The following is a 26,240-nucleotide window of genomic DNA, read 5'->3' on the forward strand; positions in this document are numbered from 1 at the left end:
ACCACCAGCATTCAGCCCACCGCGTGTGGGCTTTTTTATTCAAGGGAGTAACACCATGGGTCAACTGATTGCAGGCACCTGCTACGTCAAAGTCGACGGCGCACAACTGACCATCAATGGCGGCTGCGAAGCCCCGCTGATGGCGGTCAAACGCGAAACCGTCGTACCCGGCTTCTACAAGGAAACCGACATTGCGCCGTCGTTCAAAGTGACCGCGCTGCACACCGCCGACTTCCCGCTGAAGAAGCTGATTGAAGGCACCGACATCACCGTCACCTGCGAATTCAGCAACGGCAAAGTCTACGTACTGGCCGGCGCCTATCTGGTCGAGGAGCCAGTCTCCAAAGGTGATGACGCCACCATCGAACTGAAATTCGAAGGCATCAAGGGGACCTGGCAATGAGCGGCGCCGTGAAGCTTCAGGTTGCGATCGAAGCTCACGGCGAGCCCCTGACCGAACTCCTTCTGCGCCGTCCGACGGTGCAGGAGGTGCGAGCGATCAAGGCGCTGCCGTACAAGATCGACAAGAGCGAAGAAGTCAGCCTCGACATGGACGTGGCGGCCAAATACATCGCTGTGTGCGCCGGTATTCCACCGTCGTCGGTCAACCAGTTGGATCTGGCTGACCTCAATGCGCTGAGCTGGGCCGTTGCGAGTTTTTTCATGAGTGCGGCGTCGGCGCCATCACCGACCTGATCGCCGTCGCCTATGACCTGGCCTGGTTCTGGAAGGTTGACCCCGAACAGATGATGGCCAGGCCACTGGATGTGCTCCGCGAATCGCTGGAGCACGCGCAACGGATCAATGCGATGCAGCAGGTGCAGTGATGGCAGACGAAGAAAACAAAGTGAAAACGCCGGTGCTGATTACGGGCATCGATGAACTGTCGCCCAAACTTGGCGCCCTGCGAGTCAAGGTCGAGAGCTTCAAGAACAATCTCGAACAGACCGGCCTCGGTAAGCTGGACATCAGTGGCCTGTTCAAGGGCGGCAGCGTGATCACGCCGTTCGTGGACGGGATCAAATCGGCGGCGGCGTTTCAGGGCAAATTGACCGAAGTCAGCGACACGGCAAAAACCGTCGACCTGCCCGCTACGCCGAAAGTCGCTGCGCAAAACATGAACGTGTTCAGTGCATCGATGGAAAAGGTTTCCGCAGCCGTCGATGCCGCACTGGTGCCGGCGGTGGGCGCATTGGTGGTCGGGCTGGAACCGATGCTGACCCAGGTCGGCAGCCTGCTCGCCGACAACCCGAAACTGGTCGAAGGCCTGGCGGCGGGGGCGATTGCCTTCTCTGCCATGCAAACCGCCGTTACCGGCATGACCCAGGTGATGGACGTCATGAGCATGGTGCTCAAGACCAATCCGATCATGTTGATCGCCATGGGTATCGCAGTGGCAGCCGGTTTGATTTATGCCAACTGGACGCCGATCAGCGCTTTCTTCAAAGGCATGTGGGAGGGCGTGAAAAACATCGGTGTGAGTGCGATGGCGACGTTGCGCTCGATCCTCGATTGGCGACCGCTGGATGCGCTGGCGGCGCTGTGGTCACCGATCGAGGGATTTTTCTCCGGGATCTGGGACAAGGTCAAAGCGGTCACCGCGCCAGTGATCGACTTTTTCAAATCGGTGTTCTCGTGGACGCCCGCCGGCATGATCCTGGAAAACTGGGCGCCGCTGACCGGTCTGTTTTCGGCAATCTGGGACTTGCTCAAGGCCTTGAGTGTGCCGGTGATGACGTTCCTCAAAGGTCTGTTCGACTGGACACCGTTGGGGATGATCATCAACAACTGGGGATCGATCACCGGGTTCTTCGCCTCGATCTGGGCGGCGCTGCAACCTGCGGCGCAAGCGATCAAGGACTTCTTCGGCACGTTGTTCGACTATTCCCCACTGGGGATGATCGTCAACAACTGGGGCAGCATCGTCACGTTCTTCGAACCGATCTGGGCCGCATTGCAAACCTCGGCGCAGCAGATCAAAAGCTTCTTCCAGAGCCTGTTCGAATGGTCGCCGCTGGAACAGATCGCGATGTACTGGCAACCGATCAGCGAAGTCTTTTCGGCGCTGTGGGGCGTGGTGCAGGCGTTGGCCGCACCGGTACTCGAGTTTTTGCACAACATGTTCGAATGGACGCCGTTGGGGCAGATCATCAAGAACTGGGGGCCGATCACCGAGTGGTTCGGCGAGTTGTGGCAAAAACTGCAAACCGTGCTTGCGCCGATCAAAGAGCTGTTCGACGGCGGCTTTGCCGGACTGATCGCCAAGGTCACCGGCAAGGTTGAAACGTTCACCGAAGCGCAACGCCAGACCAATGCCGAAGGCAAAGGCGAACTGGCACCCGCGTTCTTCGGAGCAACACCGCAAGCAGCCAACGGTGCACTGCAAAGTGGTTCGTTGCCACAGAGTTCTGGCGCACTGATTCAACAAAGCGCAATCAACAACCGCACGCAACTCGAAGGCGGCCTGACCGTGCGCTTCGAAAATGCGCCGGCAGGGCTGCGTACCGATCAACCGCAAACCAATCAACCAGGGCTGGCGCTGTCTTCGCGCATCGGCTATCGCTCGCTGTCGGCAGGAGGTTCCAATGAACTGGCGTGACCGTTTGTTGCCGGCATCCTTTCGTGGTGTCGGCTTCTGGATCGATCAGGCGAAAACCCCGGTCGGTCGCAAAGGTCAGTTGCATGAATACCCGCAACGCGACCTGCCGTATTTCGAGGATCTGGGCCAGCAGGCCAAGACTTACGAAATCACGGCATTCATCATCGGCGCCGATTGCCTGGAGCAGCGCGACAAGCTGCTCAAGGCATTGGAAGCGGGCAATGGTGAACTGGTGCACCCGTGGCTCGGGCGCCTGCAAGTCAAGGTCGGTGAATGCGACATGACCCATACCCGCCAGGACGGCGGGCTGGTGACGTTCAGCCTGAAGTTCTACCCCGACCGGCCGTTGCCGTTTCCGACTGCCACCGTCAGTACGCAAAAAGTCCTGTTGGCCAAGGCTGACACTTTGCTGGGGTCAGCAGTGTCGCGTTTCGAAGAGGTCATTGTCCGGATTCAAGCGGCACGGATTGGCATTAACAATCTGCGAAACAGCCTGACCGGGGTGTTCGATGTGATTAAGGAACAGCTGAAACCACTGATCGCGCAATACAAGGAAATCACTGAACTGGTCAGAGCCGTCAAGGAGTTGCCCAAGGAAGTGGCGGCGGAGTTCAAGGGGTTGCTCGGCGATATCAAGGAGCTCAAGGCGTTCGCGAAGGAGGGCTACCGTGGCGTGATTGCCGACGTGTCCCAACAACTCGAAGCGATCCGCAAGGCTGATGCGCCGAAGATCACCACGGGCAAGGACACCAATGCGGCGGCGCAAGCCATGGCCGATCTGGTGCAGGACACTCTGATTGTCAAAGTGGCGCAATGGGTTGCCTCAATGCCGGTGGCGGCGAAACCGGTGAAGTTGCTGTCGACCCCTTCCTTGGATCAGCAGTCGAAGCAGCCGATCTCTCGACAGGAAGTGCCGGCTACCGACGATTTGCAGGCGCTTCAAAAGGACTTGGTCGAGGCGCTCCAAATGGCCAAAAACAAAGCCGGTCCAGCGCACTATCAGGCTATCAGCGACGTGCAGGATGCTCTGGTGGCGCACCTCAAAGCCGTAGCGTCATCGGGGGTGCGTCTGGTCACCAAGTCGTTTCAGGAAAGTTTGCCGGCACTGGTAGTGGCTTACAAACAATTCAGTGATGCGACACGGGTGACCGAAGTGGTCCAGCGTAACGGAGCGACCAACCCGTTGTACCTGCCACCCAACGACGTGAAAGTCTCTCGGGAGTAGTCATGGACGTAATGGACAACCATGTCACGCTGACCGTCAACAACATGGAATACGGCGGCTGGAAAAGCGTGGAAATCACCGCTGATCTGGAGCGCCAGTTCCGCACCTTCAAACTCGACATCACCTGGCAGTGGCCAGGGCAGACGGTGGATCAGCGGATCAAACCGGGTGACCCCTGCGAAGTGAAAATCGGCCAGGACCTGGTGCTCACCGGCTATGTGTTCAAGGCCCCGATTCGCTATGACGGACGCCAGATCAGCCTGAGCATCGAGGGCAGTTCCAAGACTCAGGATCTGGTCGATTGCGCTGCCAGGAACACGCCGAACCAGTGGCAGGAACAACCGCTGCTGAGCATTGTTCAGGCGCTGGCGATGGAGTACGGGCTGATGGTGGTCAATGAAATCCCCGAGACCGCGCGGCTGACCAAACACACGATTGTGCCGGGAGAAACGGTGTTTCAGTCGATCGACCGTTTGCTCTCGCTGCTGCGGGTGTTTTCCACCGATGACGAGCAGGGTCGGCTGGTGCTGGCCAAGCCGGGCAGCGGTGGGCGGGCCAGTGATGCGCTGGAGCTGGGCAAGAATATTTTGTCCGCCAACGCGTCGATGGATCAGAGCCAGGTGTTTTCCGAATACCGGGTGATCGGCCAGCAGAAAGGTTCGGACAAGAAGAGCGGGGCGGCGGTAAGCGAGGTTGAATCCAGCGCGACCGATCTGAGCTTCAAACGTCGACGCACCACGATCATCAACGAGGGCACCGCGCTGACGTTCGAACTGGCCCAGCAACGCGCCCAGTGGGAGTGCGCCACCCGTATGGGGCGGGCGCAGACCACCACTTATCAGGTGCAGGGCTGGCGCCAGTCCAACGGCGATCTGTGGCGCCACAACACGCTGGTCAAGGTCACGGATCCGGTGCTTGGATTTGATGGCGACATGCTGATTTCCAAAGTCACGTATTCGCTGTCGGCGCAAGGCTCGGTGACCACGCTGCAAGTGGCGCCGCCGCATACCTTCGACGCCAATCCAATGCCACCGAAAAAATCCCCGGCCTGACACCGAACCCTGTAGGAGTGAGCCTGCTCGCGATAGCGTCGGCAGCCTCAACATCACAGTGCCTGACCCACCGCCATCGCGAGCAGGCTCACTCCTACAGTTGATCGCGTCGTGGCCGCCTCTTTGAAGGACACCCCATGAGCCTACTGACACGCCTGCTGGCGCGCGGCACTGTCGTGCTCGCCAATTCGGCATCCAAGCTGCAATCGCTGCAAATGCGCCTCACCGCCGGCGAAGTGAACGACGACATGGAGCATTTCGAACCCTACGGCTTCACCAGTAACCCGCTGGCCGGCGCCGAAGGTGTCGTCACTTTTCTCGGTGGCGACCGCTCCCACGCCATCGCGCTGGTCATCGCCGACCGCCGCTATCGCCTGCAATCGCTGGCGTCGGGCGAAGTGGCGATCTACACCGACGAGGGCGACAAGATTCATTTCAAACGCGGGCGGATCATCGACATCGAAACCGCCACGCTGAACATCCGCGCCAGCAGCGCGGTGAACTTCGATACGCCGGTGATCAACCAGACCGGCAAGATCGTTTCCACCGGCGATCAGTTGGCCGGCGGCATCAGCCAGATCAAACACGTGCACGTCGGCGTACAGGCCGGCAGCGGCCAGACCGGCGCGCCGGCAGGAGGCAAGTGATGCTGATCAGCCCGAACCTCCACGCCGCGCTGACCCGCGCCGTACTCATCAGCCTGTTCACCTGGCGCCGCGCCGCCGATGACGACGCCCTCGACGACGAAGAACGTTTCGGCTGGTGGGGCGATACCTTTCCCACCGTCGCCGACGATCGCATCGGCTCGCGGCTGTGGCTGTTGCGCCGGGTCAAGCTGACCCGACAAACGCAGATGGACGCCGAGTTCTATGCCCGCGAAGCCTTGCAATGGCTGATCGACGACGGCCACTGCAGCGCCATCGACATTATCAGCGAAAGCCTCGACGCCCAGCGCCTGAACCTGCGCACGGTCCTGACCTTGGCCGACGGCGAACGTCTGGACATCAACCCCGATAACAGTTGGCAGGTGATCTATGCCGTTTGAAACCCCTTCGCTGCCGGTGCTGATCAAGCGCACCCAAAGCGACCTGGCCGGCGATTCGCTGCGCCAGTCCGATGCGCAAGTGCTGGCCCGTACCCTCGGTGGTGCGGCTTATGGTCTGTACGGTTATCTCGACTGGATTGCCGAGCAGATCCTGCCCGACAAGGCTGATGAGTCGACCCTGGAGCGCATCGCCGCACTGCGTTTGAACCAGCCGCGCAAACCCGCGCAAGTCGCCACCGGCAGCGTCAGCTTTACCGCCACGGCCGGTGCCGTGCTGGATGTCGACACGCTGCTCCAAGCGAGCGATGGCCGCACCTACAAAGTCACCACCGCACGCACGACCGTCAATGGCAGCAACACCACCACGATCGCCGCGCTCGATGCCGGCAGTCTGGGCAATGCCGACGCCGGTCTGGCGCTGACACCGGTGCAGCCGATTGCCGGTGTGGTCGGCAACAGCTTTGTCGTGCTGGCACCGGGACTCAGCGGCGGCGTGGCGCGGGAAAGTCTGGAGTCGCTGCGTTCGCGGGTGATCCGTTCCTACCGCGTTATTCCCCATGGCGGCTCGGCCAGTGACTACGAGACCTGGGCACTGGAAGTGCCGGGCGTAACGCGCGCCTGGTGTCGTGGCGGCCTGCTCGGGCCGGGCACGGTGACGGTGTTCATCATGCGTGATGAAGACCCGCAACCGGTGCCCAACGATGAGCAATTGGCGGAGGTTCAGGACTACATCGAACCGCTGCGTCCGGTGACTGCGGAAGTGCACGTGCAGCGGCCGATTCAGGTGCCGGTGGTGTATCGCTTCAAGAGCGTCAATCCGGACACCACCGCCGTGCGTGCCGCCGTTGAAGCGCAATTGCGCGACCTGCACAACCGTGAGGCCGATCTGGGTGTGCCGTTGCTGATCAGCCATATCCGCGAAGCCATCAGCAGCGCCGGTGGTGAGTACGATCACACCCTGACCGCGCCGGCCGCTGACGTGCCTGCCGGGCAAAGCGAACTGCTCACCTTCGGAGGCTGCGTATGGGGGGCATAAGAACCGCCGCGCAATATCAGGCGCAACTGCGCGCCTTGCTGCCCAGTGGCCCGGCGTGGGACCCGGAACGCGTGCCGGAACTCGAAGAAGTGCTGCAAGGCGTCGCCGTCGAACTGGCCCGCCTCGATGCCCGCGCCGCCGACCTGCTCAACGAAATGGACCCGGCCGGCGTCAGCGAACTGGTGCCGGACTGGGAGCGGGTGATGAACCTGCCCGACCCGTGCCTGGGCGCCACGCCACTGTTCGACGACCGCCGCCTCGCCGTCCGCCGTCGCTTGCTCGCGGTCGGCAGCCAGGCCGTCGGCTATTACCTCGAAATCGCCAAAAGCCAGGGTTACCCCAACGCCACCATCACCGAACTCGAAGCCCCGCGCATGGGCCGTTCGCGTTTCGGCTCGGCGCATTGGGGCACCTGGGAAGCGCAGTTCATGTGGACGCTCAACACCGGCGGGCGCTTGTTGCTGGGTCGGCGTTTCGGCGCGAGCTATTGGGGTGAGCGCTTTGGCGTCAACCCGGGTTCGGCGCTGGAATGCCTGATTCACCGCAGCGCACCGGCGCATACCAAGGTGCACATCAATTATGACTAGGGAGGGATGAGGGGATGGATTATCCGAAGAGTGTGCCCGGTTCTGGGCTGGTGAACGGATTGCGAGTGATGACGGAAGTGAGTGGAGATTGTTTTTTCCTTCAACGGAAGTTGAAAACGGTGTCAAAAGGAAAGTGGGTGTGCGCGGTATTTTCTTTTGGTTGTTCGTTTTCTTGAAGTTGTCGCTGTAGATCGATCTTTGATGGTGTAAGAATAGTGGGTTAGGAGTAGATATGGATTACCCAAAAAGTGTTGCGAGTGCTGGTTTGGTTAATGGGCGGTTTGTTGATGAGGATCCGGAGAAGGGTACGCCGGGATCATTGATTCCGGCAGGTTGGGGGAACTTAGTGACACAGGAGATTTTGAATGTAGTTAAAGCTGCAGGATTAACACCTGATGAGGTTAAAGAGGATCAATTGGTTTCGGCTGTTAAGTTGTTTGTTGACTTTACGATAATGAAGAACAAACCTGTCACTTTAGGTGGGTATGGGATTACTGATGCGCTTGAGGTCGGGCAAGCACTCATATTGGCTCCACCTGGTATGGTTGCTTATTTCGCAATGCCTGGGGCTCCCGCTGGTTGGTTGAAAGCAAATGGCGCATCGGTCAATAGAGTTGCGTACGCCTCTTTGTTTTCTGCTGTTGGCACAACTTATGGAACGGGTGATGGAACAAGTACGTTCAAGCTTCCGGATTTGCGCGGTGAATTTTTGCGTTGCTGGGACGATGGTCGTGCTGTGGATAGTGGTCGCCAATTTGGGAGCAGTCAGGCTCATGCGATTCAAAGTCATTCGCATACCGTCACGGCTTATCAGGCAAACGATTTTAATTCCGGAGGTGGGATTACTTCTACGGATGATTTCTATAGTGGGCCTTATAATTTTTCGACCTCGAGTGTTGGAGGCGCGGAGACTCGCCCGCGAAATATAGCGCTACTTGCTTGTATCAAATACTAGGGGCTTTTATGAAAATTATTTATAACTGTGATCCCGCCACAGGGAAGTTTTTGTTTTCAAGTCAGGCTGATGTTTCTCCGATGGAGGAGGGTGTCTGGCTTATTCCGGCAAATGCTTATCTTGACCCCCCACCGTCTGTCAGAGTTCGCGAGTGTGCGGTTCGAGAGGGGGGGCAGTGGAAAATTGTTCCTGAATATCACGGCATTGCATATCGAACGGATAATGGAGATCGTGTCGAACTGGATATCCTAGGTGAGTTGCCGTCTGAATTTACCTTGGAGCCTCGACCGACAGAGTTTCATATTTGGAATGGTAAGGGGTGGGTTAAAAACGGTGACTTCGAATTTTCTGAGTTGTGTAAAGCTGAGAGGATATGGCGAAATGCAGAAATACAGCGCGTTCAGTGGCTGTTTGAGCGCCATCGGGATGAGAGCGAAATAGGCAGAGCTTGCACGCTGGACTCTAATAGCTTCACTGAGTTGCTTATTTATATACAGACCCTACGGGATTGGCCTGGGTCGGAGCTTTTTCCAGTACGAACACATCGTCCGGTAGTACCTGCTTTGCTTATGCTGAAAGTATCGTGAAGTGTTGAAAATCTACCTTCCATTATTTAAGGCCGAAAGATGTTGTCGAAATATTAAAAAATACTCAACGCCCGCACCCGTGTGGGCTTTTTTTCAGAAAACAGACCGTGAACAGGTCCACAGAGATCGTTGTGCCGGCGCCGGTCATTTGTCATTTCAAAGGAACGAGCAACCTATGGATTATCCCAGTAAGCGTCCCCAGCGTCGGTCTGGTCGATGGCCGTTTTGTTGATGAAAACCTGGTGGCGGGAACGCCGGGGTCTTTGATTCCGGCGGTATGGGGCAATGCGGTCACAGAGGACCTTTCGCGGGCCGGAGGGTCGAGGTGAGCTCATCAGAGTGTGCGATGAGGGGCGTGGGGTTGATGTCGGTCGCTCGGTTGGTAGTTGGCAGGTGGACATGTTCCGCGCTCATCGACACGAACTCAAAAGCGAGTGAATAGCCCGCGACGCCTGCCGAACAGGTTGTTTCACCAATCTCATAAGCGCAACTCAATTGATTAAAGCCTCGTAGACGGCCTGGTGCTGTCGGTATTCGGCTGCCTGTCAGAGCTTGAAGGCTATGGCGTGGAGGGTCTGCAACGATGCGCGTTTGTTGACAGCAGATTGGCGGCCTTCAGGGCCAGAGTGGCTTGTTTAAAAAACGGGAGAAATTTAATGGATTACCCAAATAGTGTGCCCAGTGCCGGTCTTGTAAACGGTCGGTTTGTCGATGAAGACCCGCTGAGTGGTAGGCCGGGATCGTTGATTCCAGCGAGTTGGGGAAATAGCGTTACGCAGGAAATTCTTGAAGTCATCAGAACCTCGGGAGCAGTCGCGGACGAAGCCGATAACACTCAGTTAAGAGCAGCAATTAATACGCTGATCTCGAAGAAATACAGTGAAAGCCTGGCCAGTCAAGAAGACGCGGAGTCTGGTGCCAGTACCACCAAGTTAATGACACCGTTGCGCGTAGTCCAATCCATTGCGAAGAAAATCCAACAGGCGACAGAGTCCATCGTAGGCATAGCAAGAGTTGCTTCTCAGGCAGAGGTCAATGCTGGCGTTAGCGACGCGTCTATTGTGACTCCGAAAAAACTTAGACTTGGATTCAAGGTAAATCTGGGCATTTCAGGCTACATCGTTTTTCCCTCTTGGATGGGAGGGTTGATCATCCAGTGGATTAACGGCAGCGCCAGTCAGTCAGGCAACAACAATTGTGGTGACCTGAATTTATGGCCACTCGCATTTCCCAATGCGATGTTTCTCGCGGTCGCCACCCATGAAGGTGGTTCAACGGCAACCTTCTTGACGTGGAACGATACTTCAACAGTAAGTAGGAAAGTGGGCATCAATGTGCGCTGTCCTGATTATTCCAACTCTTCCATTTCCGCCCGAATCATAGGAATAGGGTACTGACTATGTATTATTTTTCGCCGGCAACTTCTGGTTTTTATCATTCGGATGTACACGGAGTGAGTATTCCTTCCGACGCGTTTGCACTCAGCGAAGGTGAGTACTGCGGGCTGGTATCGAATGCTCCGAAAGGTACGGTTCTGTCGTTGAATAGTGAAGGACGACCGGAGCGGTTTTTTTTGGCGGAACCGTCCAGTGACGCGCAAGAACGAATGTGGCGCGACAAGGCGTTGGAGCTGACTCAGTGGCTAGTCCTTCGCGATGCCGAAGAACTGGAAATGGGCGAGGGCACAACCCTGCGTACCGAGGAGTTCAAAGAGCTTCTGGTCTACCGGCAAGCACTGCGCGACTGGCCCAATCAGCCGGACTTCCCGGATGCCCGCTCGCGCCCGTTCGAACCTGACTGGCTTGACGGTTTGCTACGGGCAAATGGCTGAGCGCTTCGCCCTTCAATCAAGGATAGATATACATGGATTACCCAAGAAGTGTCCCCGGCTCAGGCTTGGTTGACGGCAAGTTTGTCGATGAAGATGCCATCGCTGGAACACCGGGATCATTGATCCCAGCGAGCTGGGGCAACAGTGTCACCCAGGAAATTCTCAGCGCGATTACCGCAGCGGGGTTGAGCCCGGATGAGCAGCAGACCGACCAATTGGCTCAAGCGATCCGGCAGTTGTCCAGACCCGACCCGATGCAACAATTCCCTGTGCAGGTGTATCGCAGGAATTTGCTCATTAATGGCGACTTCCGAATCTGGCAACGTGGGGCGAGCAATCAGGCTCCTAATATCGGTGGTTATGTGGCGGACCGTTTTCGTTGCGACTGGAACGGCAACGCCGGGGTAAGCATCACTCGCCAGACGTTTCCACTCGGCCAAGGGGAGGTTCCTGGTGAACCTGCCTGCTTCTTGCGCTGGCAACAAACTGCGGCAGGCGCAGGGGCAACGACTCACAGGATTTCACAAAGTATCGAATCGGTCAGAACACTCGCCGGTAGGACTGCAACATTGACGTTCTGGGCGCGATCCGATGCCGCGCGGCCATTACAAGTCGCCATCGCCCAACAATTCGGTGTGGGAGGATCGGCCGCGGTTGTGAGGGTTGTTGACGTCTTTCAGCTAAGTACAACGTGGAGCCGACATACAGCAACGTTTCAAGTGCCTGCCATTTCCGGAAAGATGCAAGGGGCCAGCGATTGCCTGACATTGTCTTTCGACCTGCCTTTGAATGCTTTGCAGACGGTCGATCTGACCCTTGTGCAGCTAGAGGAGGGACCTGTTTCCACGCCTTTCGAAGTTCGACCAATTGTCGAAGAACTGATGCTATGTCAGCGCTACTACGAAAAGTCTTTTGCGAGCGGAATACCGGTCAAGGCAAACAACGGAACCAGCACCTGTATTTCGACGTTCACCCAAGTACCGTCAGGCAACATGGGGCAATACGGTATGACCATCGGTTTTCTGGTGCAGAAAAGAGTTCAGCCCACCGTGACCGCGTATTGCCCGGCTGACAGCAGCAATCAAGTCTGGAATCAAACAATTAGCAAGGCGTGCACTGGCACTACATTGCAAGGTGTAACGGATCGCAGTATCTCATTCGCAACTGTCACGCCTGTAGGAAGTGCCCCTGGGCAAACCTTGCAACTGGAATGGACAGCAGACGCAGAAATCTAGGAGAGAATTCATGACCTATCAGTTGACCGCTTGCGGTGTGCTGCGCACGGAGGATTTCGCGTTCATCCCACCCGATCCAACCAATCGTGACTGGCTTGAATATCAGGAGTGGCTTTTATCGGGCGGTCAAGTGCAGTCCCCCGGGGGAGCACTTGGAGAGGCCGTAGAGCAGAGCACCCTGAAAACTCTGGCAAAAAAATGGCTGACAGGCATTAACCGTCAACCGTGATTTAATCGGGGCAATATCCAGGGAGGATCAAGCATTATGCAAATAACTGAAAACAACCTTATCGACATCATGCCTAACGCCCGCTCCCAAGCGGGCGTTTTTGTTTCTGCACTCAACAGCGCGATGGCGCGCCGTCATATCGACTCGCCCAAACGCGTCGCGGCGTTCCTTGCGCAAGTCGGTCACGAGTCCGGGCAATTGCGCTACGTGCGCGAACTGGGCAACAACCAATACCTGAGCAAATACGACACCGGTACGTTGGCCTTGCGTCTGGGCAACACACCAGAGGCTGACGGCGACGGGCAAAAATACCGAGGGCGCGGGCTGATCCAGATCACTGGCCGCAGCAACTATCGCCAGTGCAGCGTTGGCCTGTTCGGCGATGAGCGTCTGTTGTCCCTGCCCGAACTGCTCGAACAGCCACAATGGGCCGCCGAGTCTGCGGCATGGTTCTGGGAGCAGAACGGCTTGAACGAACTGGCTGATCGCGATCAGTTCAACACCATTACCCGTCGCATCAACGGCGGGTTGAACGGTTTACAGGATCGCCTGGAAATCTGGGCACGGGCGAGGGCGGTGCTATGCCAATCCCCTGGCGAGTGATCGCTGTTGTGTTGCTGGCTGCTGGTGCGTTTGCAGCGGCCTGGCAGTTTCAGGAGTGGCGCTACGGCCGACAGCTGGCCGAGCAGGCCCGGTTAAACGCCGAAACCCTTAATCAACTGACGCAGACCGCCGCCACTGCGCAACAGGCTGAGCAGGATAAACGTCTGGCGCTGGAGCAACGGCTCGCGACCAGTGAACAAACCCACTACCGAGCGCTGAGCGATGCCCAACGTGATCAGGATCGCCTGCGCGATCGTCTTGCCACTGCTGATGTGCGCCTGTCAGTCCTTCTCGACGCCAGCGACGTTGCCCCAGGCTGCAACGTGCCAGCCACCGCCGGCGCCAGCGGCGTGGATCATGCAACCGTACGCGCCCGACTTGACCCGGCGCATGCTCAACGAATTATCGCCATCACCGACACCGGCGACCGTGGACTGATCGCCTTGCAGGCTTGTCAGGCCTATGTCAGAGCGCTGGCGCCCGAACATTTTGAATGAGTCTGTGTATTGAAAGCGCAACCGGCTCGTGTACGGTGGAGGCATTCCACACGATCCGGAGCACGCCGTGAAAGAGATCACTCAACTGGCCGCCGACCTTGGCCGACGTCTGCAACTGCTCAATGCCCACGTCACCACCGCTGAATCCTGTACCGGTGGCGGAATTGCCGAAGCCATTACGCGGATCCCGGGCAGTTCGGCGTGGTTCGAGGCTGGCTACGTCACGTACTCCAATCGGCAGAAAACCCAGCAATTGAATGTGCCGACCGAGTTGTTCGAAACGGTGGGCGCGGTCAGTCGCGAGGTCGTCGAGGCGATGGTGCGTGGCGCTCAGGACAAAAGCCTGGCGCGATTTGCCGTAGCCGTCAGTGGTGTGGCCGGGCCGGACGGCGGCTCGCCGAACAAACCGGTCGGCACGGTGTGGCTGGCCTGGGGCGTTGGCGAGACGGTCATCACTGAGGTTCAGCACTTCCCCGGCAACCGCGATGAAGTCCGCCGACAAACGGTGAAGGCCGCGCTAGAGGGGCTCCTGCGACTAGCGGCACGAGAAATCGAAAATCAGGGGTAGGCGATCCGCGAACGCTGTGGAATAATACTGGCTACTTATACAGGTGTTGGCCGTCAGGCCTTATTGATTACGTGAGGACTTTAATGGACGACAACAAGAAGAAAGCCTTGGCTGCGGCCCTGGGTCAGATCGAACGTCAATTCGGCAAGGGTGCCGTGATGCGTATGGGCGATCAAGACCGTCAGGCGATCCCGGCTATCTCCACTGGCTCTCTGGGTCTGGACATCGCGCTCGGCATTGGCGGCCTGCCAAAAGGCCGTATCGTTGAAATCTACGGTCCTGAATCCTCCGGTAAAACCACACTGACCTTGTCCGTGATCGCTCAGGCGCAAAAAGCCGGCGCGACCTGCGCATTCGTCGACGCCGAACACGCCCTCGATCCTGAATACGCCGGCAAGCTGGGCGTCAACGTCGACGACCTGCTGGTGTCCCAGCCGGACACCGGCGAACAGGCACTGGAAATCACCGACATGCTGGTGCGTTCCAACGCGGTTGACGTGATCATCGTCGACTCCGTGGCAGCTCTGGTACCAAAGGCTGAAATCGAAGGCGAAATGGGTGACATGCACGTGGGCCTGCAAGCCCGTCTGATGTCCCAGGCGCTGCGTAAAATCACCGGTAACATCAAGAACGCCAACTGCCTGGTGATCTTCATCAACCAGATCCGTATGAAGATCGGCGTGATGTTCGGCAGCCCGGAAACCACTACCGGTGGTAACGCGCTGAAGTTCTACGCTTCGGTCCGTCTCGACATCCGCCGTACTGGCGCGGTGAAAGAAGGCGACGAAGTGGTTGGTAGCGAAACCCGCGTCAAGGTTGTGAAGAACAAGGTCGCTTCGCCATTCCGTCAGGCCGAGTTCCAGATTCTTTATGGCAAGGGCATTTATCTCAACGGTGAGATGATCGACCTGGGCGTGCTGCACGGTTTCGTCGAGAAGTCCGGCGCCTGGTATGCCTACGAAGGCACCAAGATCGGTCAGGGCAAGGCCAACTCGGCCAAGTTCCTGGCGGACAACCCGGAAATTGCCGCGAAGCTCGAGAAGCAACTGCGTGACAAGCTGCTTACTCCAGCCGTGATCGACTCCAAGGCCTCAGCAGTCAAAGAGACTGAAGACGACCTGGCCGACGCTGACATCTGATTGCAGCGATGACCACTGCAGTACTCGATACCCTCGTCGCGGTGCGGCGAACTGCCATGGACCTGCTCGCACGTCGCGAGCATGGTCGAGTCGAGTTGACGCGCAAACTGCGTCAACGCGGCGCTGAGGCGCAGATGATCGAAACAGCCCTCGACCGTTTGACGGAAGAGGGGCTGCTTTCCGAAGCCCGTTACCTTGAAAGCTTTGTTTCCTACCGTGCCCGTTCCGGCTATGGCCCTCTGCGGATTCGCGAAGAGCTGAGCCAGCGCGGTTTGCAGCGCGCCGATATCGAACTCGCCCTGCGCGAAAGCGGTATCAGTTGGCAGGAGCAATTGCAGGAGACGTGGCAACGCAAGTTCTCCGGGCATTTACCGATTGATGCGAAAGAACGGGCCAAACAGGGCCGGTTCCTGGCCTATCGGGGGTTTTCGATGGAGATGATCAACCGCTTGTTCAGCGGTCGAGGGATAGACGATTAAACCGATTCAATAAAAACGGCCCGCTATGAAAATAGCGGGCCGTTTTTTTTTGCCCTCAAATTGCCTTTGACGGTTCGCGGCTGCGTTGCGCTGTTTGCGGTTGGGAATCTGCCCAGTTTTCCGGCAGGTTGATGTAATCGATCAACTCCCTCAGACGCCCGTGAGTGCGCGCGTTGAAAGCGAAGGCCAGTCGCGCCAGATGGCTGAACTGCGCTTCATCGTGTTCCTCGCCGGCGTAGGCCTGTTGATGAAACCGATCGCTCAGGCACAAATCGGCAAAGGCCTCCTGCATGTGCTCCAGCGCTTGATCGCTGAGTTTATGATTCATGCGGATCACGAATTGTCGCTTGAGCCAGCGACTGGAGTGGAAGTTACTGTAGAACTGGTTGATCTGCTCCACCGCCTCGTCGACGCTGTAGACCAGTCGCATCAGTTTCATGTCGGTCGGCAGGATGTAGCGGTTGCTCTCCAGTTGCTGGCGGATAAAGTCCATCGCGCCCTGCCAGAACGTGCCGCCTGGCGCATCCAACAGCACCACCGGCACCAATGGACTTTTACCGGTCTGGATCAATGTCAGCACTTCCAGCGCTTCATCCAGCGTGCCGAAGCCACCGGGGCATAAAACCAGTGCGTCGGCCTCTTTGACGAAAAACAACTTGCGGGTAAAGAAGAAGTGGAACGGCAGCAGATTGCCGGTGCCGTCCACCGTCGGGTTAGCATGCTGTTCGAAGGGCAGGGTGATATTGAACCCGAGGCTGTGATCGCGGCCGGCACCTTCGTGCGCGGCGGCCATGATGCCGCCGCCAGCACCGGTGATGACCATCATTCCCGAGCGGGTCAAGGCTGCACCGAGTTCGCGGGCCATCGCATACAACGGATGTTCGACCGGTGTGCGCGCCGAACCGAATACGGTGACTTTGCGTCGGCCCTTGAATTGCTCCAGTACCCGAAACGCCTGCTCCAGTTCGCGCAGGGCTTGCAAGGTGATCTTGGCGTTCCAGCGGTTGTGGTCTTCCTGGGCCATGCGCAGCACGGTCAGGATCATGTCGCGGTAGATAGGGATATTCGGGCTGTTGGGGGAAACACGGTTGAGTTGTTCTTCGACCTTGCTGATGAGGTCGGGGCCGCTTTCCTGAAAATGACGGCTCAAGAGGTCATTCGGTTGGTAAGGCATTCAACGTCTCCTTCTGCACAGGGCGTCGGCCCTGACGAGCGGCGTCAGTGCCGCGCTGCAAAAAACACACGATCGGCAGTTCCTTGCCTGCCGTTGAAAAAAGATCGGGAATACACTGAATCTAGACCCTCGCGCGCATTTGCGCTGACTTGATCATTGCGCTGTAAAGTTTTGGCTGGCAATCGTTTATTGATTTTCCGCGTGTTGCTTCACCGCTCGTCCGAACGTGCGCCGAGGGGCAATCCCTCTGATTAACTAACGTACAGGCGCCGTACGACAGCTTTGCGTCAACGATCGTACGCCAGGCGCATGCAATTCAAGGATTCGTGGGTGGCAAGGAGGCGGGACATATGGCCAGAGTGATTCTGGAGATCGATACGCAGCTGTATCGGATGTTGAAAGCGGCAGCCGAGACCAATCAACTCAGTCTCGAAGAGGAGTGCTGCCGGCGGTTGGCGGGCGGCGAGCGCCGTTCACACTATCTACAGGCCTTGCTGGCCGAACTGCGCGCCGAGGATGAACAGCGGCGCGCCAATTCGCGATGATTACTTCTTCTTCGCCGGGGCGGCTTTCGGGCAATCCGATTCCTGGTAGCTGGCGGAGCCGATCGCTTTGTTGGTTTTCACTTCAGTGAAGTCGTAACGCATGATCGCACCCTTGGCCATCAGCTTGCGGAACGACGGGTTGTTGCACACCGAGGCGCCCAACTGGAAATACACGGCTTTAGGGTCAGCGCGCATTTTGTCGGCGTGGCTCTTCTGCACGCTCAGGTGGTTGATCAACTGCGTGCCTTCCACGGTGAAACCCTGATCAAGAATGTCTTCACTGATGGCGCGTGGCGTGCCGACGCTGCTTTGTGCGGCGACGTTGCGCAGCTCGCGGTTCAGATTCTGCTCACTCAGCGATGCAGCCTGAGCGGTGAAGGACGACGCCAGCAGAATGGCAGCGGTGGGAACGATAAGGCGCAGCATGAAACTCTCCTGGTTCAGTGACTGGTGGTTCGACCAGCCACGTGACTGTGCGTTCAGTGGCGGCGAATTATAGGGGAGCCGGTCGGGAGGGTACAGGCTTGTGCCCGTCGCTCTGGTAAACTGCCGGCCTTTATTGCCCTGCCGAGTGCTGTTCGTGTCGAGTTTCCCTGTCTGCCGGCGTTGCCCGCGATGAATCATGCCCCCAACGCCGTCGCTCGTCTGCGTGACCAGCGCGAAGATGAAGGCATCAAGCCCATTCAGGCCCGAGGTTTTCGCTCCGAGCGTTGCCGCGACTGCCGGGTGATCATCAGCCATTGCCTGTGCGCCTGGCGCCCGAGCGTCGAAACGCGTTCGGGCGTGTGCCTGATCATGACTGGCAAGGAAGTGTTCAAGCCGAGTAACACCGGTTGGCTGATTGCCGACGTGGTGCGCGATAACCATGCGTTTATCTGGTCGCGTACCGAGCCCGATCCGCAGATGCTGGCGCTGCTCAATGACCCGCAATGGCAACCGTATCTGGTGTTTCCCGGCGAATACGTGGAGCCCTCGCGAGTAACCAACACCGTCGCCATCGATAGCAGCAAGCGCCCATTGTTCATTCTGCTCGACGCCACCTGGACCGAAGCGCGGAAGATTTTCCGCAAGAGCCCGTATTTCGACCGTTTGCCAATCCTCAGCTTGCTGCCCGACAAACTCTCGCGCTACCGCTTGCGCCGTTCGACCCGCAGTGAGCACCTGTGCACCGCCGAAGTCGCGGCGTTGTGCCTGGAGCTGGCCGGTGACAGCGACGCCGCCTCGGCGTTGGACGCCTATTTCGACGTGTTCAGCCAGCATTACCTCGGCGCCAAACAGCAACTGGACATGAATGAATCGACGCCGGCTCACGCCGAGTTGCTGCCCTATATACGAAAGCCGCAGCCGGAGTTGGCCCAATAGTGGCCCATACTGTACAAGCCAGCGGCCGTGCTGCTTGACCACCCCGTCTTCGCTGGGCATGCTTGGCGCCGATTAGGGTGCGGCCAAGGTTTGAAACGCCGTGTTTGCTGATGATTGGCGTTGAACGTGCCCCTGTGGATATCGCTTGAAAGCGGCATCTTGAGTTGCTTTGGCCAGACCGGAATGCTCCGGGTCTGCCATCAAAAACAGGATCATTTGAAAAATGGCCACATACGACATCCTGATTGCCGATGATCACCCTCTGTTTCGTAGCGCCCTGCATCAAGCGGTGACGCTGGGCCTTGGCCCGGATGTTCGGCTCGTGGAGGTGGCGAGCATCGCCGAGCTGGAAACGCGTCTGACCGAAAAGGCTGACTGGGATCTGGTCCTGCTGGACCTGAACATGCCAGGTGCTTTCGGGTTTTCCGGTTTGGTCATGCTACGGGGACAGTACCCGCAGATTCCGGTGGTGATGGTCTCGGCGCAGGAAGAAGCTTCGGTGATGGTCAAGTCCCGTGAGTTCGGCGCCAGTGGTTTTATTCCCAAGTCCAGCGACCTCAGCGTGATTCAGGAAGCCGTGCGCAAAGTGCTCGATGGCGATGTGTTCTGGCCGCCACAAGCGTTCGAGGCGGTCAGTGTTTCCGACGAAGCCAAAGCCGCCAGCGATGGCCTCGCCAGCCTGACGCCCCAGCAGTTCCGCGTGTTGACCATGGTCTGCGAAGGCCTGTTGAACAAGCAGATTGCCTATGAACTGAGCGTGTCGGAAGCGACCATCAAGGCCCACGTCACGGCGATCTTTCGCAAGCTGAATGTGCGCACTCGTACGCAGGCGGCTTTACTGCTGCAACAACTTGAGTCAATTCCGAGCCAATAATGGCTGGCGTCTTCACGCTTTTTTGACTTTTGTTGATCTAGCTTTCCCACTCCTTTTTGGTTGGTTTCTACTTTATGTCACCTTTCAAGGGCCAGACCGGCCTGAAACGTATCCTCAATGCCTCCGGTTACTCGCTGGATGGCCTGCGCGCAGCTTTTACCGGTGAAGCAGCCTTCCGCCAATTGGTACTGCTCAATGTGGTGCTGATTCCGCTGACGTTCTTCCTTAATGTCAGCCGTGTCGAACAAGCGTTGTTGATTGCCGTGTGCCTGTTGGCGCTGATCGTCGAGTTGCTGAATTCGGCGGTGGAAGCGGCCATCGACCGCATCTCGCTAGAACTGCATCCACTGTCGAAGAATGCCAAGGACATGGGCAGCGCCGCACAATTCGTGGCATTGAGCATGATCGCGCTGGTGTGGGCAGTGATTCTGCTTTAAGCGATTGTCGGCAAAACGATCTCGTCGCTGCGCTGCACCCCGGCGGTGAAAGCGCGGCACAGATCGAGAAATTCGCGCATGGCAGAAGTCTGATACTTCTGTTTGTGCCAGATGAAGTAGAACTGTCGCGCCAGATCCAGATCCGGCGTTTCCACGGGCACCAGACTGCCGCGGCGGAACGCATCACGCAGCGCCAGCCGCGAGATGCAGCCAATCCCTAGTCCTGATTCCACCGCACGTTTGATCGCTTCGGTGTGTTCCAGCTCAAGACGGATATTCAATGCGCTGCGATGGTGACGCATGGCTTGATCGAAGGTCAGCCGCGTGCCGGAACCCTGTTCACGCAGAATCCATGCCTCGCGAGTCAGTTCTTCCATGGTCGCGCTGCCGCGCTTGGCCAGCGGATGCTGCGGAGCGCAGAACACCACCAACTCATCTTCGACCCAGCTCTGCACTTCGATGTCCGGGTGGCTGCAATCACCTTCGATTAGACCCAGATCAATTTCGTAGTGGGCGACTTGTTGCACGATATTGGCCGTGTTCTGTACGTGCAGCTTCACCTGGCTTTCCGGGTGGCGCTGCATGAAACTGCCGATCAGCAGGGTCGCCAGGTAATTGCCGATGGTCAGCGTCGCGCCCACCGACAGCGAGCCGAAACCGGATTTGCCGTTGAGCAGGTCTTCGATTTCCTTGGCCTGATCGAGCAGGGCCACCGCCTGCGGCAATAGCTGTTTGCCGAGGGCGTTGAGGCTCAGCCGTTTACCGGCACGGTCGAACAGCTGGCAGCTGGATTGGCGCTCGAGTTCGGTGATCGAGGTGCTGGCGGCCGACTGCGAGAGGTTGAGCAGACCCGCAGCACGGGATACGCTTTCCTGCTGGGCGACGGCGACGAAGACTTGCAGTTGACGGAGAGTAAATCGCATATCGATATAACCGATAACCCTTATCTTAATAATCCAGTTAACAGATATTGTCGTCGCTATTAGAATGCGATGCAATTGCGCACCGTCGCCTTCAAAAGCCAGCGCAGACCCAATATCCAGGAGTCAAACGTACATGAGCAACATGAACCACGAGCGTGTCCTCAGTGTTCATCACTGGAACGACACTCTGTTCAGCTTCAAGTGCACCCGCGATCCGGGCCTGCGCTTCGAGAACGGTCAGTTCGTGATGATCGGCCTGCAACAGCCCAACGGCCGGCCGCTCATGCGCGCTTACTCGATCGCCAGCCCGAACTGGGAAGAGCATCTGGAGTTCTTCAGTATCAAGGTGCAGGACGGCCCGCTGACCTCGCAACTGCAGCACTTGAAGGAAGGCGACGAGATCATCATCTCGAAGAAGCCTACCGGCACCCTGGTTCTCGACGACCTGAACCCGGGCAAGCACTTGTACCTGCTGAGCACCGGCACCGGTCTGGCGCCGTTCATGAGCGTGATCCAGGACCCGGAAACCTACGAGCGCTTTGAAAAAGTGATCCTGGTTCACGGTGTGCGTTACGTCAACGAAGTCGCGTATCGCGAATTCATCACCGAGCACTTGCCGCAAAACGAGTTCTTCGGCGAGGCGCTGCGTGACAAGCTGATCTACTACCCGACCGTGACCCGCGAGCCTTTCGAGAATCAGGGCCGCCTGACCGACCTGATGCGCAGCGGCAAGCTGTTCAGCGACATCGGTCTGCCACCGATAAACCCGCAGGACGACCGCGCGATGATCTGCGGCAGCCCGAGCATGCTCGACGAGACCAGCGAAGTGCTCGACAGCTTCGGCCTGAAGATCTCGGCGCGGATGCGCGAGCCGGGTGACTACCTGATCGAGCGTGCGTTCGTCGAGAAGTAAGCCCCCCCTTAAAAAGCCCCCATTGCCTATGCAGGCAATGGGGGCTTTTTTATGCCCGAAACATTTCCTTCATGCCTGCCACAATCCATGTAGGAGCTGCCTCAGGCTGTGGCAGGAATGACTTCGAGTACGCGGATCTGCTCGGGCGTCGGGTAATGCCAGCGCACATCCAGATCCCAGAATTGCGCGCCGTACTCGCGTTCAGGCGCCGGGGTTTGATACGCCGGGCGAGGATCCTGCGCCAGGCACTGCTCGATCAGCTCGACCAACGGCTCTTGAAGGCGCTGAGCGTGTGTGTGCGCTTGTTTCAGTGCAGCGTCCGTCCACTGCACGTCAATCAACTGCGGCGCGGCGCTGGCGATGCTATTGGCGGCGTCGGGAATGATATCGGCGTAAGGCACGTAGGGTTTGATGTCGAGAATCGGCGTGCCGTCGAGCAAATCGATCCCGGAAATGAACAACCGATTGGCTTCGACCTTGTCCAGTTTCACCACCGATTGGCCGATGCCGTTTGGTCGGTGGGTGGCGCGGGTGGCGAACACGCCCATGGACTTGTTGCCGCCCAAACGTGGCGGGCGCACTTTCAGCCGTGGTTTGTCTTCCAGTGCCTGATGAAACAGGAATAGCAGCCAGACATGGCTGACCTGTTCCAGACCCTGCACGGCGTCACCCTGATCGAACGGCGCCACCAGTTCCAGCACGCCACGGGCGGCGGGGGCCAGTTGCGGTTGGCGGGGGATGGCGAATTTCTCCTTGAAGCAGGAGCGCACGAAGCCGATGGGGGAGACGCTGTAAGTCATGGTGTGTATTCGAAGCGGGGCAGGGGTGGGCATGATAACCCGGCAGCCCTTATGGCAGGTGGTGACTGGGCTGACGCCATCGCGAGCAGGCTCACTCCTACAGGGTCATGGGTGTACACAAAATCTGTGTTCGCTGAAAATCCCTGTAGGAGTGAGCCTGCTCGCGATAGCTTCACCGCCGACCTAGAGGCTGAACCCGCCATCCAGCGGAATAATATTCCCGGTCATATAGGCCCCAGCCGTACTCGCCAGACTGATCGCCAACGCCGCCATCTCCTCTTCACGCCCCCAACGCTTCATCGGAATCAGCGCCGTATCCTCGGCCAACGCCTGCTGATCATTGCCAATATGCTGGGTCATCTTGCTCGGAAAGCGCCCCGGCGCAATCACGTTGACGTTGATGTGCTGGCTCACCAGTTCCCGCGCGAGAATCCGCGACAATTGATGTAGGGCAGCTTTACTTGGCCCATAGGCATACGCCTGCTCGCCAAACGAAGAAATCCCCGCCACCGAACCGATGTTGATGATCCGCGCCGGGTTCGCCGCCGAACCCGCTTTGCGCAACAACGGTAGAAACTGCTGGATGCAACTGAACACCGACGTCACGTTGAGCTGCATGACTTTTTCCCAACCCTTGACCGGGTAGCTCTCCAGCGGCGCGCCCCAAGTAGTGCCGGCGTTGTTCACCAGAATATCCAGATGCGTGATCTGCTCGCCCAGGCGCGCGGCCAGTTCCTGCACGCCTTCTTCCGTCGCCAGATTCGCCGCCACGCCGTGGCACTTGCCCAAGGCGCTGAGTTCTTCCGCGGTTTGATGGCAGGCTTCGGCGTCGCGCGAGCACACGTAGACACGCGCGCCAGCCTCGACAAAGGCTTTGGCGATCATTTTGCCGATACCACGGGTGCCGCCGGTCACTAGAGCGGTGCGGCCTTGCAGGGAGAAATACGGGTGCATGGCGAGTCCTGAGTGCTAGGGATCAATACACCCTAGTCGTCAGCCGCGAAAAGTGGAGCCACTATTTTCAGAGGGAATGAGCGGTCATGCGTTGCGGCGGCGACCATCCGTCGCCACCGCAGAAGGGAATCAGGCCGTGCGAACGCGCAGGGTCAGACCCTTGAGGAAGTTGCGCAGCAACTGGTCGCCACACGGGCGGTAGTTGGTGTGGCCGACCTTGCGGAACAGCGCGCTCAGCTCAGGTTTGGACACCGGGAACTCGGCGGCCTTGAGGATCGCGTGCATGTCGTCTTCTTTCAGTTCGAAAGCCACGCGCAGCTTTTTAAGGATGATGTTGTTGGTCACCGGCACTTCGATCGGCTGCGGCGGACGGCTTTCGTCCTTGCCACGCTTGAAGATCACCAGGCCATCGAGGAAGTGTGCGATCACTTCGTCCGGGCAGCGCACGAAACCTTCTTCGTCTTCTTCTTTCTTGTCGAGCCAGGTGATCACGTCGGCGAGGGCCACGTCCATGCCACCGAGTTGGATGATCTCGACAACCTTCTTGTCGCTGATGTCGAGCATGTAGCGCACGCTGCGCAATACGTCGTTATGAATCATGTGAGTAATCCTGATAAGCGTTGTGGGCAGCGCGCGGGCGCACTGCCGGAATGTGTGGCGGCAGTGGAAGTCTTAGAACTTCTCTTTGCCGGACAGGTAGCGCCATTGGCCGACCGGAACCTTGCCGATCGAGACGCCGCCGATACGGATGCGACGGATGCCGATGACCTTGAGGCCGACCGCTTCGCAGAACTGGGCGATGATGCCGGGCTGCGGGTTTTTCATGGCGAAGCGCAGGCGGTTTTCGTTCTGCCAGCTGGCCTTGACTGGCGGCAGCTCCTTGCCCTTGTGGGTCAGGCCGTGCTGCAAACGGTTGAGGCCGTGGGCGACCATGTCTCCTTCGACTTCAACCACGTATTCCTGCTCGATCTTCGCGGCGTCGGCAGTGAGCTTGCGGAGGATTTTCCAGTCCTGGGTGAACACCAGCAGGCCGCTAGCCTTGGCTTGCAGGTCGGCGCTGGCGGTCAGGCGCAGGAAGTGCCCGCGCAACGGGCGCTTGCTGAAGCGGTGTTCTTCGCTGAGGGTTTCGGCGCTCAGCGATTGCATGGCGGTCTCGACATCCATGCCAGCCGGCGCGTTGAGCAGGATGGTCACCGGCTCCGGCGCGGTGGCCTTGGCGTCCTTGTCGAGCTCGACCTTCTGGTCGCCGACCTTGAATTGCGGCTCGTCAATCACTTCGCCGTCCACGGTGACCCAGCCGCCCTCAATGAACAGCTCGGCCTCCCGGCGGGAGCAACCGACCAGTTCGATGAGGCGTTTGGAGAGGCGAATCGGGTCAGTCATGACAGGGCCGTAACAAAAAAGGGGTGGGCATTGTACCTGTGTGGCGCCGGTTAAGCCCGGTTCCATTTACAGGCTGTTCGCTTTACCTGTGGGAGCTGGCTTGCCAGCGATGGCATCACCTCGGTATTTCTTGCAGACCGCAGCGCCCGCATCGCTGGCAAGCCAGCTCCCACAGGGTTTTATGGTGTGTCAGCCATTGCTGGTGCGCTGCTGGTTCTGCCGCAAGCGCATATGCAGCAACGGATACGGCTGCCCCATGCCATCCACCTCCGAACGGCCGATTACCTCGAAACCCTGCTTGAAGTAAAAGCCCAGCGCCTGCGGGTTCTGCTCGTTCACATCCAGTTCATCGGCGTTCAGATGCTGCAGGGCGTAAGTCAGCAACTTTTTACCCAGGCCCTGACCGCGATGGGCGGGGTCGATGAACAGCATCTCGATCTTGCCCGCTGCAACTCCGGCAAACCCGGTGATGCGCTGGTTAGCGTCCTTGGTGCAGATCAGCATTACTGCATCGAGATAGCGGGTGAGCACCAGATTGCGCAGCAGCTCGATATAGCTGTCTGGCAGAAAATCATGGGTCGCGCGAACCGAGGCCTCCCAGACCCGGGTCAGTTCCTGATAATCGCTGAGTTTCGGCGTGTGGATGACCGAATGGTGACGCATGCCCGTCTGCCTCTTGTCCGTTTCAAGGGAGTCCGTCCCCCGCTAAACGATAGCCGTAAAAAAGCCCCGCATCTCGTAAAAAGAGCGGGGCTTTTTGTATTTTTTGCGGTGTCTTGCTGGATACTTCTGTCGCCAGCAAGAGCTCACCCCCTCACCCCAACCCTCTCCCCCAAGGGGGCGAGGGGGAAGGGAGCTGATCTCCGTGCTGTTCAAAGCCTGAGTCCGACTCGATATTTCAGGTCGCCGCAATTCGAAAGAACACCTCGATCAGTCCCCGCTCCCTCTGGGAGAGGGCGAGGGGGAAGGGCGCTGATCTTCATGCTGTTCAAAACCCGAGTTCGACCGGATCGCTCAGGTCGATATGCCTCGAAAGAACACATAGATCAGTCCCCTCTCCCTCTGGGAGTGTATGTACCGGAGACATGGTGGACACATGTTCGGAGACATGGTGGACGGTTTTAGATCTTCTTACCTGCCGTCACGATCTGCAAGTTCAAGTCGATTCGGGCGATACGATGTCTACTCCAGTAGACATCGTGGATGCC

Annotated in this window: 34 protein-coding genes and 1 pseudogene; 26 read left to right on the forward strand and 9 right to left on the reverse strand. The window is 58.2% G+C overall.

The window, feature by feature from the left end:
• Window positions 1–55 precede the first annotated feature (55 nt).
• From CKW26_RS24180 to recX, 21 genes and pseudogenes are all read left to right on the forward strand, one after another.
• Window positions 56–403, forward strand: a complete 348-nt coding sequence (locus tag CKW26_RS24180; RefSeq protein ID WP_007908779.1) for a phage tail tube protein — start codon at window positions 56–58, stop codon at window positions 401–403.
• Window positions 400–696 (forward strand): phage tail assembly protein, encoded by a 297-nt coding sequence (locus CKW26_RS24185; RefSeq protein WP_095050430.1) that lies wholly within the window; start codon window positions 400–402, stop codon window positions 694–696. Before CKW26_RS24180 ends, CKW26_RS24185 begins: the two co-directional genes overlap by 4 nt.
• 130 nt (window positions 697–826) lie before the next feature.
• Complete coding sequence (locus CKW26_RS24190) at window positions 827–2,599, forward strand: phage tail protein (RefSeq protein ID WP_095050431.1); 1,773 nt, start codon at window positions 827–829, stop codon at window positions 2,597–2,599.
• Complete coding sequence (locus CKW26_RS24195) at window positions 2,586–3,824, forward strand: DNA circularization protein (protein ID WP_095050432.1); 1,239 nt, start codon at window positions 2,586–2,588, stop codon at window positions 3,822–3,824. The genes CKW26_RS24190 and CKW26_RS24195 overlap by 14 nt, the downstream gene beginning before the upstream one ends.
• Window positions 3,825–3,826: 2 nt before the next feature.
• Window positions 3,827–4,876 carry a phage baseplate assembly protein gene (locus tag CKW26_RS24200; RefSeq protein ID WP_095050433.1) on the forward strand — a complete coding sequence of 350 codons (1,050 nt, stop codon included), beginning with the start codon at window positions 3,827–3,829 and terminating at the stop codon, window positions 4,874–4,876.
• Window positions 4,877–5,013: 137 nt separating this feature from the next.
• Window positions 5,014–5,523, forward strand: coding sequence for a phage baseplate assembly protein V (locus CKW26_RS24205; RefSeq protein ID WP_093436481.1), 510 nt, complete (start codon window positions 5,014–5,016; stop codon window positions 5,521–5,523).
• Window positions 5,523–5,921: a phage GP46 family protein gene (locus CKW26_RS24210; RefSeq protein ID WP_095050434.1), complete on the forward strand. Its 399-nt coding sequence runs from the start codon at window positions 5,523–5,525 to the stop codon at window positions 5,919–5,921. The genes CKW26_RS24205 and CKW26_RS24210 overlap by 1 nt, the downstream gene beginning before the upstream one ends.
• Window positions 5,911–6,957 carry a baseplate J/gp47 family protein gene (locus tag CKW26_RS24215; protein ID WP_093436475.1) on the forward strand — a complete coding sequence of 349 codons (1,047 nt, stop codon included), beginning with the start codon at window positions 5,911–5,913 and terminating at the stop codon, window positions 6,955–6,957. Before CKW26_RS24210 ends, CKW26_RS24215 begins: the two co-directional genes overlap by 11 nt.
• Window positions 6,945–7,544, forward strand: coding sequence for a YmfQ family protein (locus CKW26_RS24220; protein WP_016985041.1), 600 nt, complete (start codon window positions 6,945–6,947; stop codon window positions 7,542–7,544). The genes CKW26_RS24215 and CKW26_RS24220 overlap by 13 nt, the downstream gene beginning before the upstream one ends.
• 232 nt (window positions 7,545–7,776) lie before the next feature.
• Window positions 7,777–8,499 (forward strand): phage tail protein, encoded by a 723-nt coding sequence (locus tag CKW26_RS30155; protein WP_218233222.1) that lies wholly within the window; start codon window positions 7,777–7,779, stop codon window positions 8,497–8,499.
• Window positions 8,500–8,507: 8 nt separating this feature from the next.
• Window positions 8,508–9,086: a phage tail assembly chaperone gene (locus CKW26_RS29835; protein ID WP_141231839.1), complete on the forward strand. Its 579-nt coding sequence runs from the start codon at window positions 8,508–8,510 to the stop codon at window positions 9,084–9,086.
• A gap of 175 nt (window positions 9,087–9,261) precedes the next feature.
• Window positions 9,262–9,391, forward strand: a pseudogene (locus tag CKW26_RS30310) (phage tail protein); the annotation flags it as partial.
• A 351-nt stretch (window positions 9,392–9,742) separates the two neighbouring features.
• A complete protein-coding gene (locus CKW26_RS24240) occupies window positions 9,743–10,483 on the forward strand; it encodes a hypothetical protein (protein ID WP_095050435.1) in 741 nt (246 codons plus the stop codon).
• Window positions 10,484–10,485: 2 nt separating this feature from the next.
• Complete coding sequence (locus tag CKW26_RS24245; RefSeq protein ID WP_095050436.1) at window positions 10,486–10,917, forward strand: phage tail assembly chaperone; 432 nt, start codon at window positions 10,486–10,488, stop codon at window positions 10,915–10,917.
• Window positions 10,918–10,949: 32 nt separating this feature from the next.
• On the forward strand, window positions 10,950–12,152 hold the full coding sequence (locus tag CKW26_RS24250; RefSeq protein ID WP_095050437.1) for a carbohydrate-binding protein CenC: 1,203 nt from the start codon (window positions 10,950–10,952) through the stop codon (window positions 12,150–12,152).
• A gap of 10 nt (window positions 12,153–12,162) precedes the next feature.
• The gene (locus CKW26_RS24255) at window positions 12,163–12,381 is read left to right on the forward strand and encodes a hypothetical protein (RefSeq protein ID WP_095050438.1); all 219 of its coding nucleotides are present in this window, start codon (window positions 12,163–12,165) and stop codon (window positions 12,379–12,381) included.
• A 36-nt stretch (window positions 12,382–12,417) separates the two neighbouring features.
• Window positions 12,418–12,984, forward strand: coding sequence for a glycoside hydrolase family 19 protein (locus CKW26_RS24260; protein ID WP_095050439.1), 567 nt, complete (start codon window positions 12,418–12,420; stop codon window positions 12,982–12,984).
• Entirely contained in the window at window positions 12,963–13,481 is a 519-nt protein-coding gene (locus CKW26_RS24265) for a lysis system i-spanin subunit Rz (protein ID WP_095050440.1), read from the forward strand. The genes CKW26_RS24260 and CKW26_RS24265 overlap by 22 nt, the downstream gene beginning before the upstream one ends.
• A gap of 67 nt (window positions 13,482–13,548) precedes the next feature.
• Entirely contained in the window at window positions 13,549–14,049 is a 501-nt protein-coding gene (locus CKW26_RS24270) for a CinA family protein (protein WP_095050441.1), read from the forward strand.
• Between the two features lie 83 nt (window positions 14,050–14,132).
• The gene (recA, locus tag CKW26_RS24275) at window positions 14,133–15,188 is read left to right on the forward strand and encodes a recombinase RecA (protein WP_007908746.1); all 1,056 of its coding nucleotides are present in this window, start codon (window positions 14,133–14,135) and stop codon (window positions 15,186–15,188) included.
• An 8-nt stretch (window positions 15,189–15,196) separates the two neighbouring features.
• Window positions 15,197–15,667 (forward strand): recombination regulator RecX, encoded by a 471-nt coding sequence (recX, locus tag CKW26_RS24280; protein WP_095050442.1) that lies wholly within the window; start codon window positions 15,197–15,199, stop codon window positions 15,665–15,667.
• A gap of 55 nt (window positions 15,668–15,722) precedes the next feature.
• On the opposite strand, the gene CKW26_RS24285 is transcribed toward recX, so the two are convergent.
• On the reverse strand, window positions 15,723–16,841 hold the full coding sequence (locus CKW26_RS24285) for a TIGR00730 family Rossman fold protein (RefSeq protein WP_095050443.1): 1,119 nt from the start codon (window positions 16,839–16,841) through the stop codon (window positions 15,723–15,725).
• Window positions 16,842–17,191: 350 nt separating this feature from the next.
• Between CKW26_RS24285 and CKW26_RS24290 the strand changes: the two genes are divergently transcribed.
• Window positions 17,192–17,386 (forward strand): hypothetical protein, encoded by a 195-nt coding sequence (locus CKW26_RS24290; RefSeq protein ID WP_077571372.1) that lies wholly within the window; start codon window positions 17,192–17,194, stop codon window positions 17,384–17,386.
• On the opposite strand, the gene CKW26_RS24295 is transcribed toward CKW26_RS24290, so the two are convergent.
• On the reverse strand, window positions 17,387–17,812 hold the full coding sequence (locus tag CKW26_RS24295) for a PA3611 family quorum-sensing-regulated virulence factor (RefSeq protein WP_016985722.1): 426 nt from the start codon (window positions 17,810–17,812) through the stop codon (window positions 17,387–17,389).
• A 189-nt stretch (window positions 17,813–18,001) separates the two neighbouring features.
• On the opposite strand from CKW26_RS24295, the gene CKW26_RS24300 reads away from it, so the two are divergent.
• Window positions 18,002–18,748 (forward strand): tRNA-uridine aminocarboxypropyltransferase, encoded by a 747-nt coding sequence (locus tag CKW26_RS24300; RefSeq protein ID WP_034154936.1) that lies wholly within the window; start codon window positions 18,002–18,004, stop codon window positions 18,746–18,748.
• A 72-nt stretch (window positions 18,749–18,820) separates the two neighbouring features.
• On the opposite strand, the gene CKW26_RS29980 is transcribed toward CKW26_RS24300, so the two are convergent.
• Entirely contained in the window at window positions 18,821–18,979 is a 159-nt protein-coding gene (locus CKW26_RS29980) for a hypothetical protein (protein ID WP_156685511.1), read from the reverse strand.
• Between CKW26_RS29980 and erdR the strand changes: the two genes are divergently transcribed.
• On the forward strand, window positions 18,972–19,622 hold the full coding sequence (gene erdR / locus CKW26_RS24305; protein WP_095050444.1) for a response regulator transcription factor ErdR: 651 nt from the start codon (window positions 18,972–18,974) through the stop codon (window positions 19,620–19,622). The genes CKW26_RS29980 and erdR overlap by 8 nt on opposite strands.
• 74 nt (window positions 19,623–19,696) lie before the next feature.
• Window positions 19,697–20,059 (forward strand): diacylglycerol kinase, encoded by a 363-nt coding sequence (locus tag CKW26_RS24310; protein ID WP_003222276.1) that lies wholly within the window; start codon window positions 19,697–19,699, stop codon window positions 20,057–20,059.
• Here the strand turns inward: CKW26_RS24310 and CKW26_RS24315 are convergent.
• Window positions 20,056–20,982: a LysR family transcriptional regulator gene (locus CKW26_RS24315; protein WP_095050445.1), complete on the reverse strand. Its 927-nt coding sequence runs from the start codon at window positions 20,980–20,982 to the stop codon at window positions 20,056–20,058. The two genes, CKW26_RS24310 and CKW26_RS24315, sit on opposite strands and share 4 nt — an antisense overlap.
• A 133-nt stretch (window positions 20,983–21,115) precedes the next feature.
• Between CKW26_RS24315 and fpr the strand changes: the two genes are divergently transcribed.
• Window positions 21,116–21,895, forward strand: a complete 780-nt coding sequence (fpr, locus tag CKW26_RS24320) for a ferredoxin-NADP reductase (protein WP_007908723.1) — start codon at window positions 21,116–21,118, stop codon at window positions 21,893–21,895.
• Between the two features lie 101 nt (window positions 21,896–21,996).
• On the opposite strand, the gene tsaA is transcribed toward fpr, so the two are convergent.
• From tsaA to CKW26_RS24345, 5 genes are all read right to left on the reverse strand, one after another.
• The gene (gene tsaA, locus CKW26_RS24325; RefSeq protein ID WP_095050446.1) at window positions 21,997–22,695 is read right to left on the reverse strand and encodes a tRNA (N6-threonylcarbamoyladenosine(37)-N6)-methyltransferase TrmO; all 699 of its coding nucleotides are present in this window, start codon (window positions 22,693–22,695) and stop codon (window positions 21,997–21,999) included.
• A gap of 183 nt (window positions 22,696–22,878) precedes the next feature.
• Complete coding sequence (locus CKW26_RS24330) at window positions 22,879–23,649, reverse strand: SDR family oxidoreductase (protein ID WP_093436415.1); 771 nt, start codon at window positions 23,647–23,649, stop codon at window positions 22,879–22,881.
• A gap of 129 nt (window positions 23,650–23,778) precedes the next feature.
• Window positions 23,779–24,249, reverse strand: a complete 471-nt coding sequence (locus tag CKW26_RS24335) for a DUF1456 family protein (protein WP_095050447.1) — start codon at window positions 24,247–24,249, stop codon at window positions 23,779–23,781.
• Between the two features lie 72 nt (window positions 24,250–24,321).
• A complete protein-coding gene (locus tag CKW26_RS24340) occupies window positions 24,322–25,032 on the reverse strand; it encodes an rRNA pseudouridine synthase (RefSeq protein WP_042704893.1) in 711 nt (236 codons plus the stop codon).
• A 189-nt stretch (window positions 25,033–25,221) separates the two neighbouring features.
• Window positions 25,222–25,695 (reverse strand): GNAT family N-acetyltransferase, encoded by a 474-nt coding sequence (locus tag CKW26_RS24345; protein WP_095050448.1) that lies wholly within the window; start codon window positions 25,693–25,695, stop codon window positions 25,222–25,224.
• Window positions 25,696–26,240 lie beyond the last annotated feature (545 nt).

The organism is Pseudomonas sp. Irchel s3h9 (genome assembly GCF_900187475.1).
GTDB lineage: Bacteria > Pseudomonadota > Gammaproteobacteria > Pseudomonadales > Pseudomonadaceae > Aquipseudomonas > Aquipseudomonas neuropathica.

Coding starts and splice junctions, on each gene's coding strand:
- CKW26_RS24205 (WP_093436481.1), top strand. CDS start 5,014: ATGAGCCTACTGACACGCCTGCTGGCGCGCGGCACTGTCGTGCTCGCC.
- CKW26_RS24335 (WP_095050447.1), bottom strand. CDS start 24,249: ATGATTCATAACGACGTATTGCGCAGCGTGCGCTACATGCTCGACATC.
- CKW26_RS24220 (WP_016985041.1), top strand. CDS start 6,945: ATGGGGGGCATAAGAACCGCCGCGCAATATCAGGCGCAACTGCGCGCC.
- CKW26_RS24265 (WP_095050440.1), top strand. CDS start 12,963: ATGCCAATCCCCTGGCGAGTGATCGCTGTTGTGTTGCTGGCTGCTGGT.
- CKW26_RS24295 (WP_016985722.1), bottom strand. CDS start 17,812: ATGCTGCGCCTTATCGTTCCCACCGCTGCCATTCTGCTGGCGTCGTCC.
- CKW26_RS24300 (WP_034154936.1), top strand. CDS start 18,002: ATGAATCATGCCCCCAACGCCGTCGCTCGTCTGCGTGACCAGCGCGAA.
- CKW26_RS24285 (WP_095050443.1), bottom strand. CDS start 16,841: ATGCCTTACCAACCGAATGACCTCTTGAGCCGTCATTTTCAGGAAAGC.
- CKW26_RS24340 (WP_042704893.1), bottom strand. CDS start 25,032: ATGACTGACCCGATTCGCCTCTCCAAACGCCTCATCGAACTGGTCGGT.
- recA (WP_007908746.1), top strand. CDS start 14,133: ATGGACGACAACAAGAAGAAAGCCTTGGCTGCGGCCCTGGGTCAGATC.
- CKW26_RS24255 (WP_095050438.1), top strand. CDS start 12,163: ATGACCTATCAGTTGACCGCTTGCGGTGTGCTGCGCACGGAGGATTTC.
- CKW26_RS24185 (WP_095050430.1), top strand. CDS start 400: ATGAGCGGCGCCGTGAAGCTTCAGGTTGCGATCGAAGCTCACGGCGAG.
- CKW26_RS24315 (WP_095050445.1), bottom strand. CDS start 20,982: ATGCGATTTACTCTCCGTCAACTGCAAGTCTTCGTCGCCGTCGCCCAG.
- CKW26_RS24190 (WP_095050431.1), top strand. CDS start 827: ATGGCAGACGAAGAAAACAAAGTGAAAACGCCGGTGCTGATTACGGGC.
- CKW26_RS24240 (WP_095050435.1), top strand. CDS start 9,743: ATGGATTACCCAAATAGTGTGCCCAGTGCCGGTCTTGTAAACGGTCGG.
- CKW26_RS30155 (WP_218233222.1), top strand. CDS start 7,777: ATGGATTACCCAAAAAGTGTTGCGAGTGCTGGTTTGGTTAATGGGCGG.
- CKW26_RS24250 (WP_095050437.1), top strand. CDS start 10,950: ATGGATTACCCAAGAAGTGTCCCCGGCTCAGGCTTGGTTGACGGCAAG.
- fpr (WP_007908723.1), top strand. CDS start 21,116: ATGAGCAACATGAACCACGAGCGTGTCCTCAGTGTTCATCACTGGAAC.
- CKW26_RS24330 (WP_093436415.1), bottom strand. CDS start 23,649: ATGCACCCGTATTTCTCCCTGCAAGGCCGCACCGCTCTAGTGACCGGC.
- erdR (WP_095050444.1), top strand. CDS start 18,972: ATGGCCACATACGACATCCTGATTGCCGATGATCACCCTCTGTTTCGT.
- CKW26_RS24195 (WP_095050432.1), top strand. CDS start 2,586: ATGAACTGGCGTGACCGTTTGTTGCCGGCATCCTTTCGTGGTGTCGGC.
- CKW26_RS24200 (WP_095050433.1), top strand. CDS start 3,827: ATGGACGTAATGGACAACCATGTCACGCTGACCGTCAACAACATGGAA.
- tsaA (WP_095050446.1), bottom strand. CDS start 22,695: ATGACTTACAGCGTCTCCCCCATCGGCTTCGTGCGCTCCTGCTTCAAG.
- recX (WP_095050442.1), top strand. CDS start 15,197: ATGACCACTGCAGTACTCGATACCCTCGTCGCGGTGCGGCGAACTGCC.
- CKW26_RS24215 (WP_093436475.1), top strand. CDS start 5,911: ATGCCGTTTGAAACCCCTTCGCTGCCGGTGCTGATCAAGCGCACCCAA.
- CKW26_RS24180 (WP_007908779.1), top strand. CDS start 56: ATGGGTCAACTGATTGCAGGCACCTGCTACGTCAAAGTCGACGGCGCA.
- CKW26_RS24310 (WP_003222276.1), top strand. CDS start 19,697: ATGTCACCTTTCAAGGGCCAGACCGGCCTGAAACGTATCCTCAATGCC.
- CKW26_RS24345 (WP_095050448.1), bottom strand. CDS start 25,695: ATGCGTCACCATTCGGTCATCCACACGCCGAAACTCAGCGATTATCAG.
- CKW26_RS24245 (WP_095050436.1), top strand. CDS start 10,486: ATGTATTATTTTTCGCCGGCAACTTCTGGTTTTTATCATTCGGATGTA.
- CKW26_RS24210 (WP_095050434.1), top strand. CDS start 5,523: ATGCTGATCAGCCCGAACCTCCACGCCGCGCTGACCCGCGCCGTACTC.
- CKW26_RS24290 (WP_077571372.1), top strand. CDS start 17,192: ATGGCCAGAGTGATTCTGGAGATCGATACGCAGCTGTATCGGATGTTG.
- CKW26_RS29835 (WP_141231839.1), top strand. CDS start 8,508: ATGAAAATTATTTATAACTGTGATCCCGCCACAGGGAAGTTTTTGTTT.
- CKW26_RS24260 (WP_095050439.1), top strand. CDS start 12,418: ATGCAAATAACTGAAAACAACCTTATCGACATCATGCCTAACGCCCGC.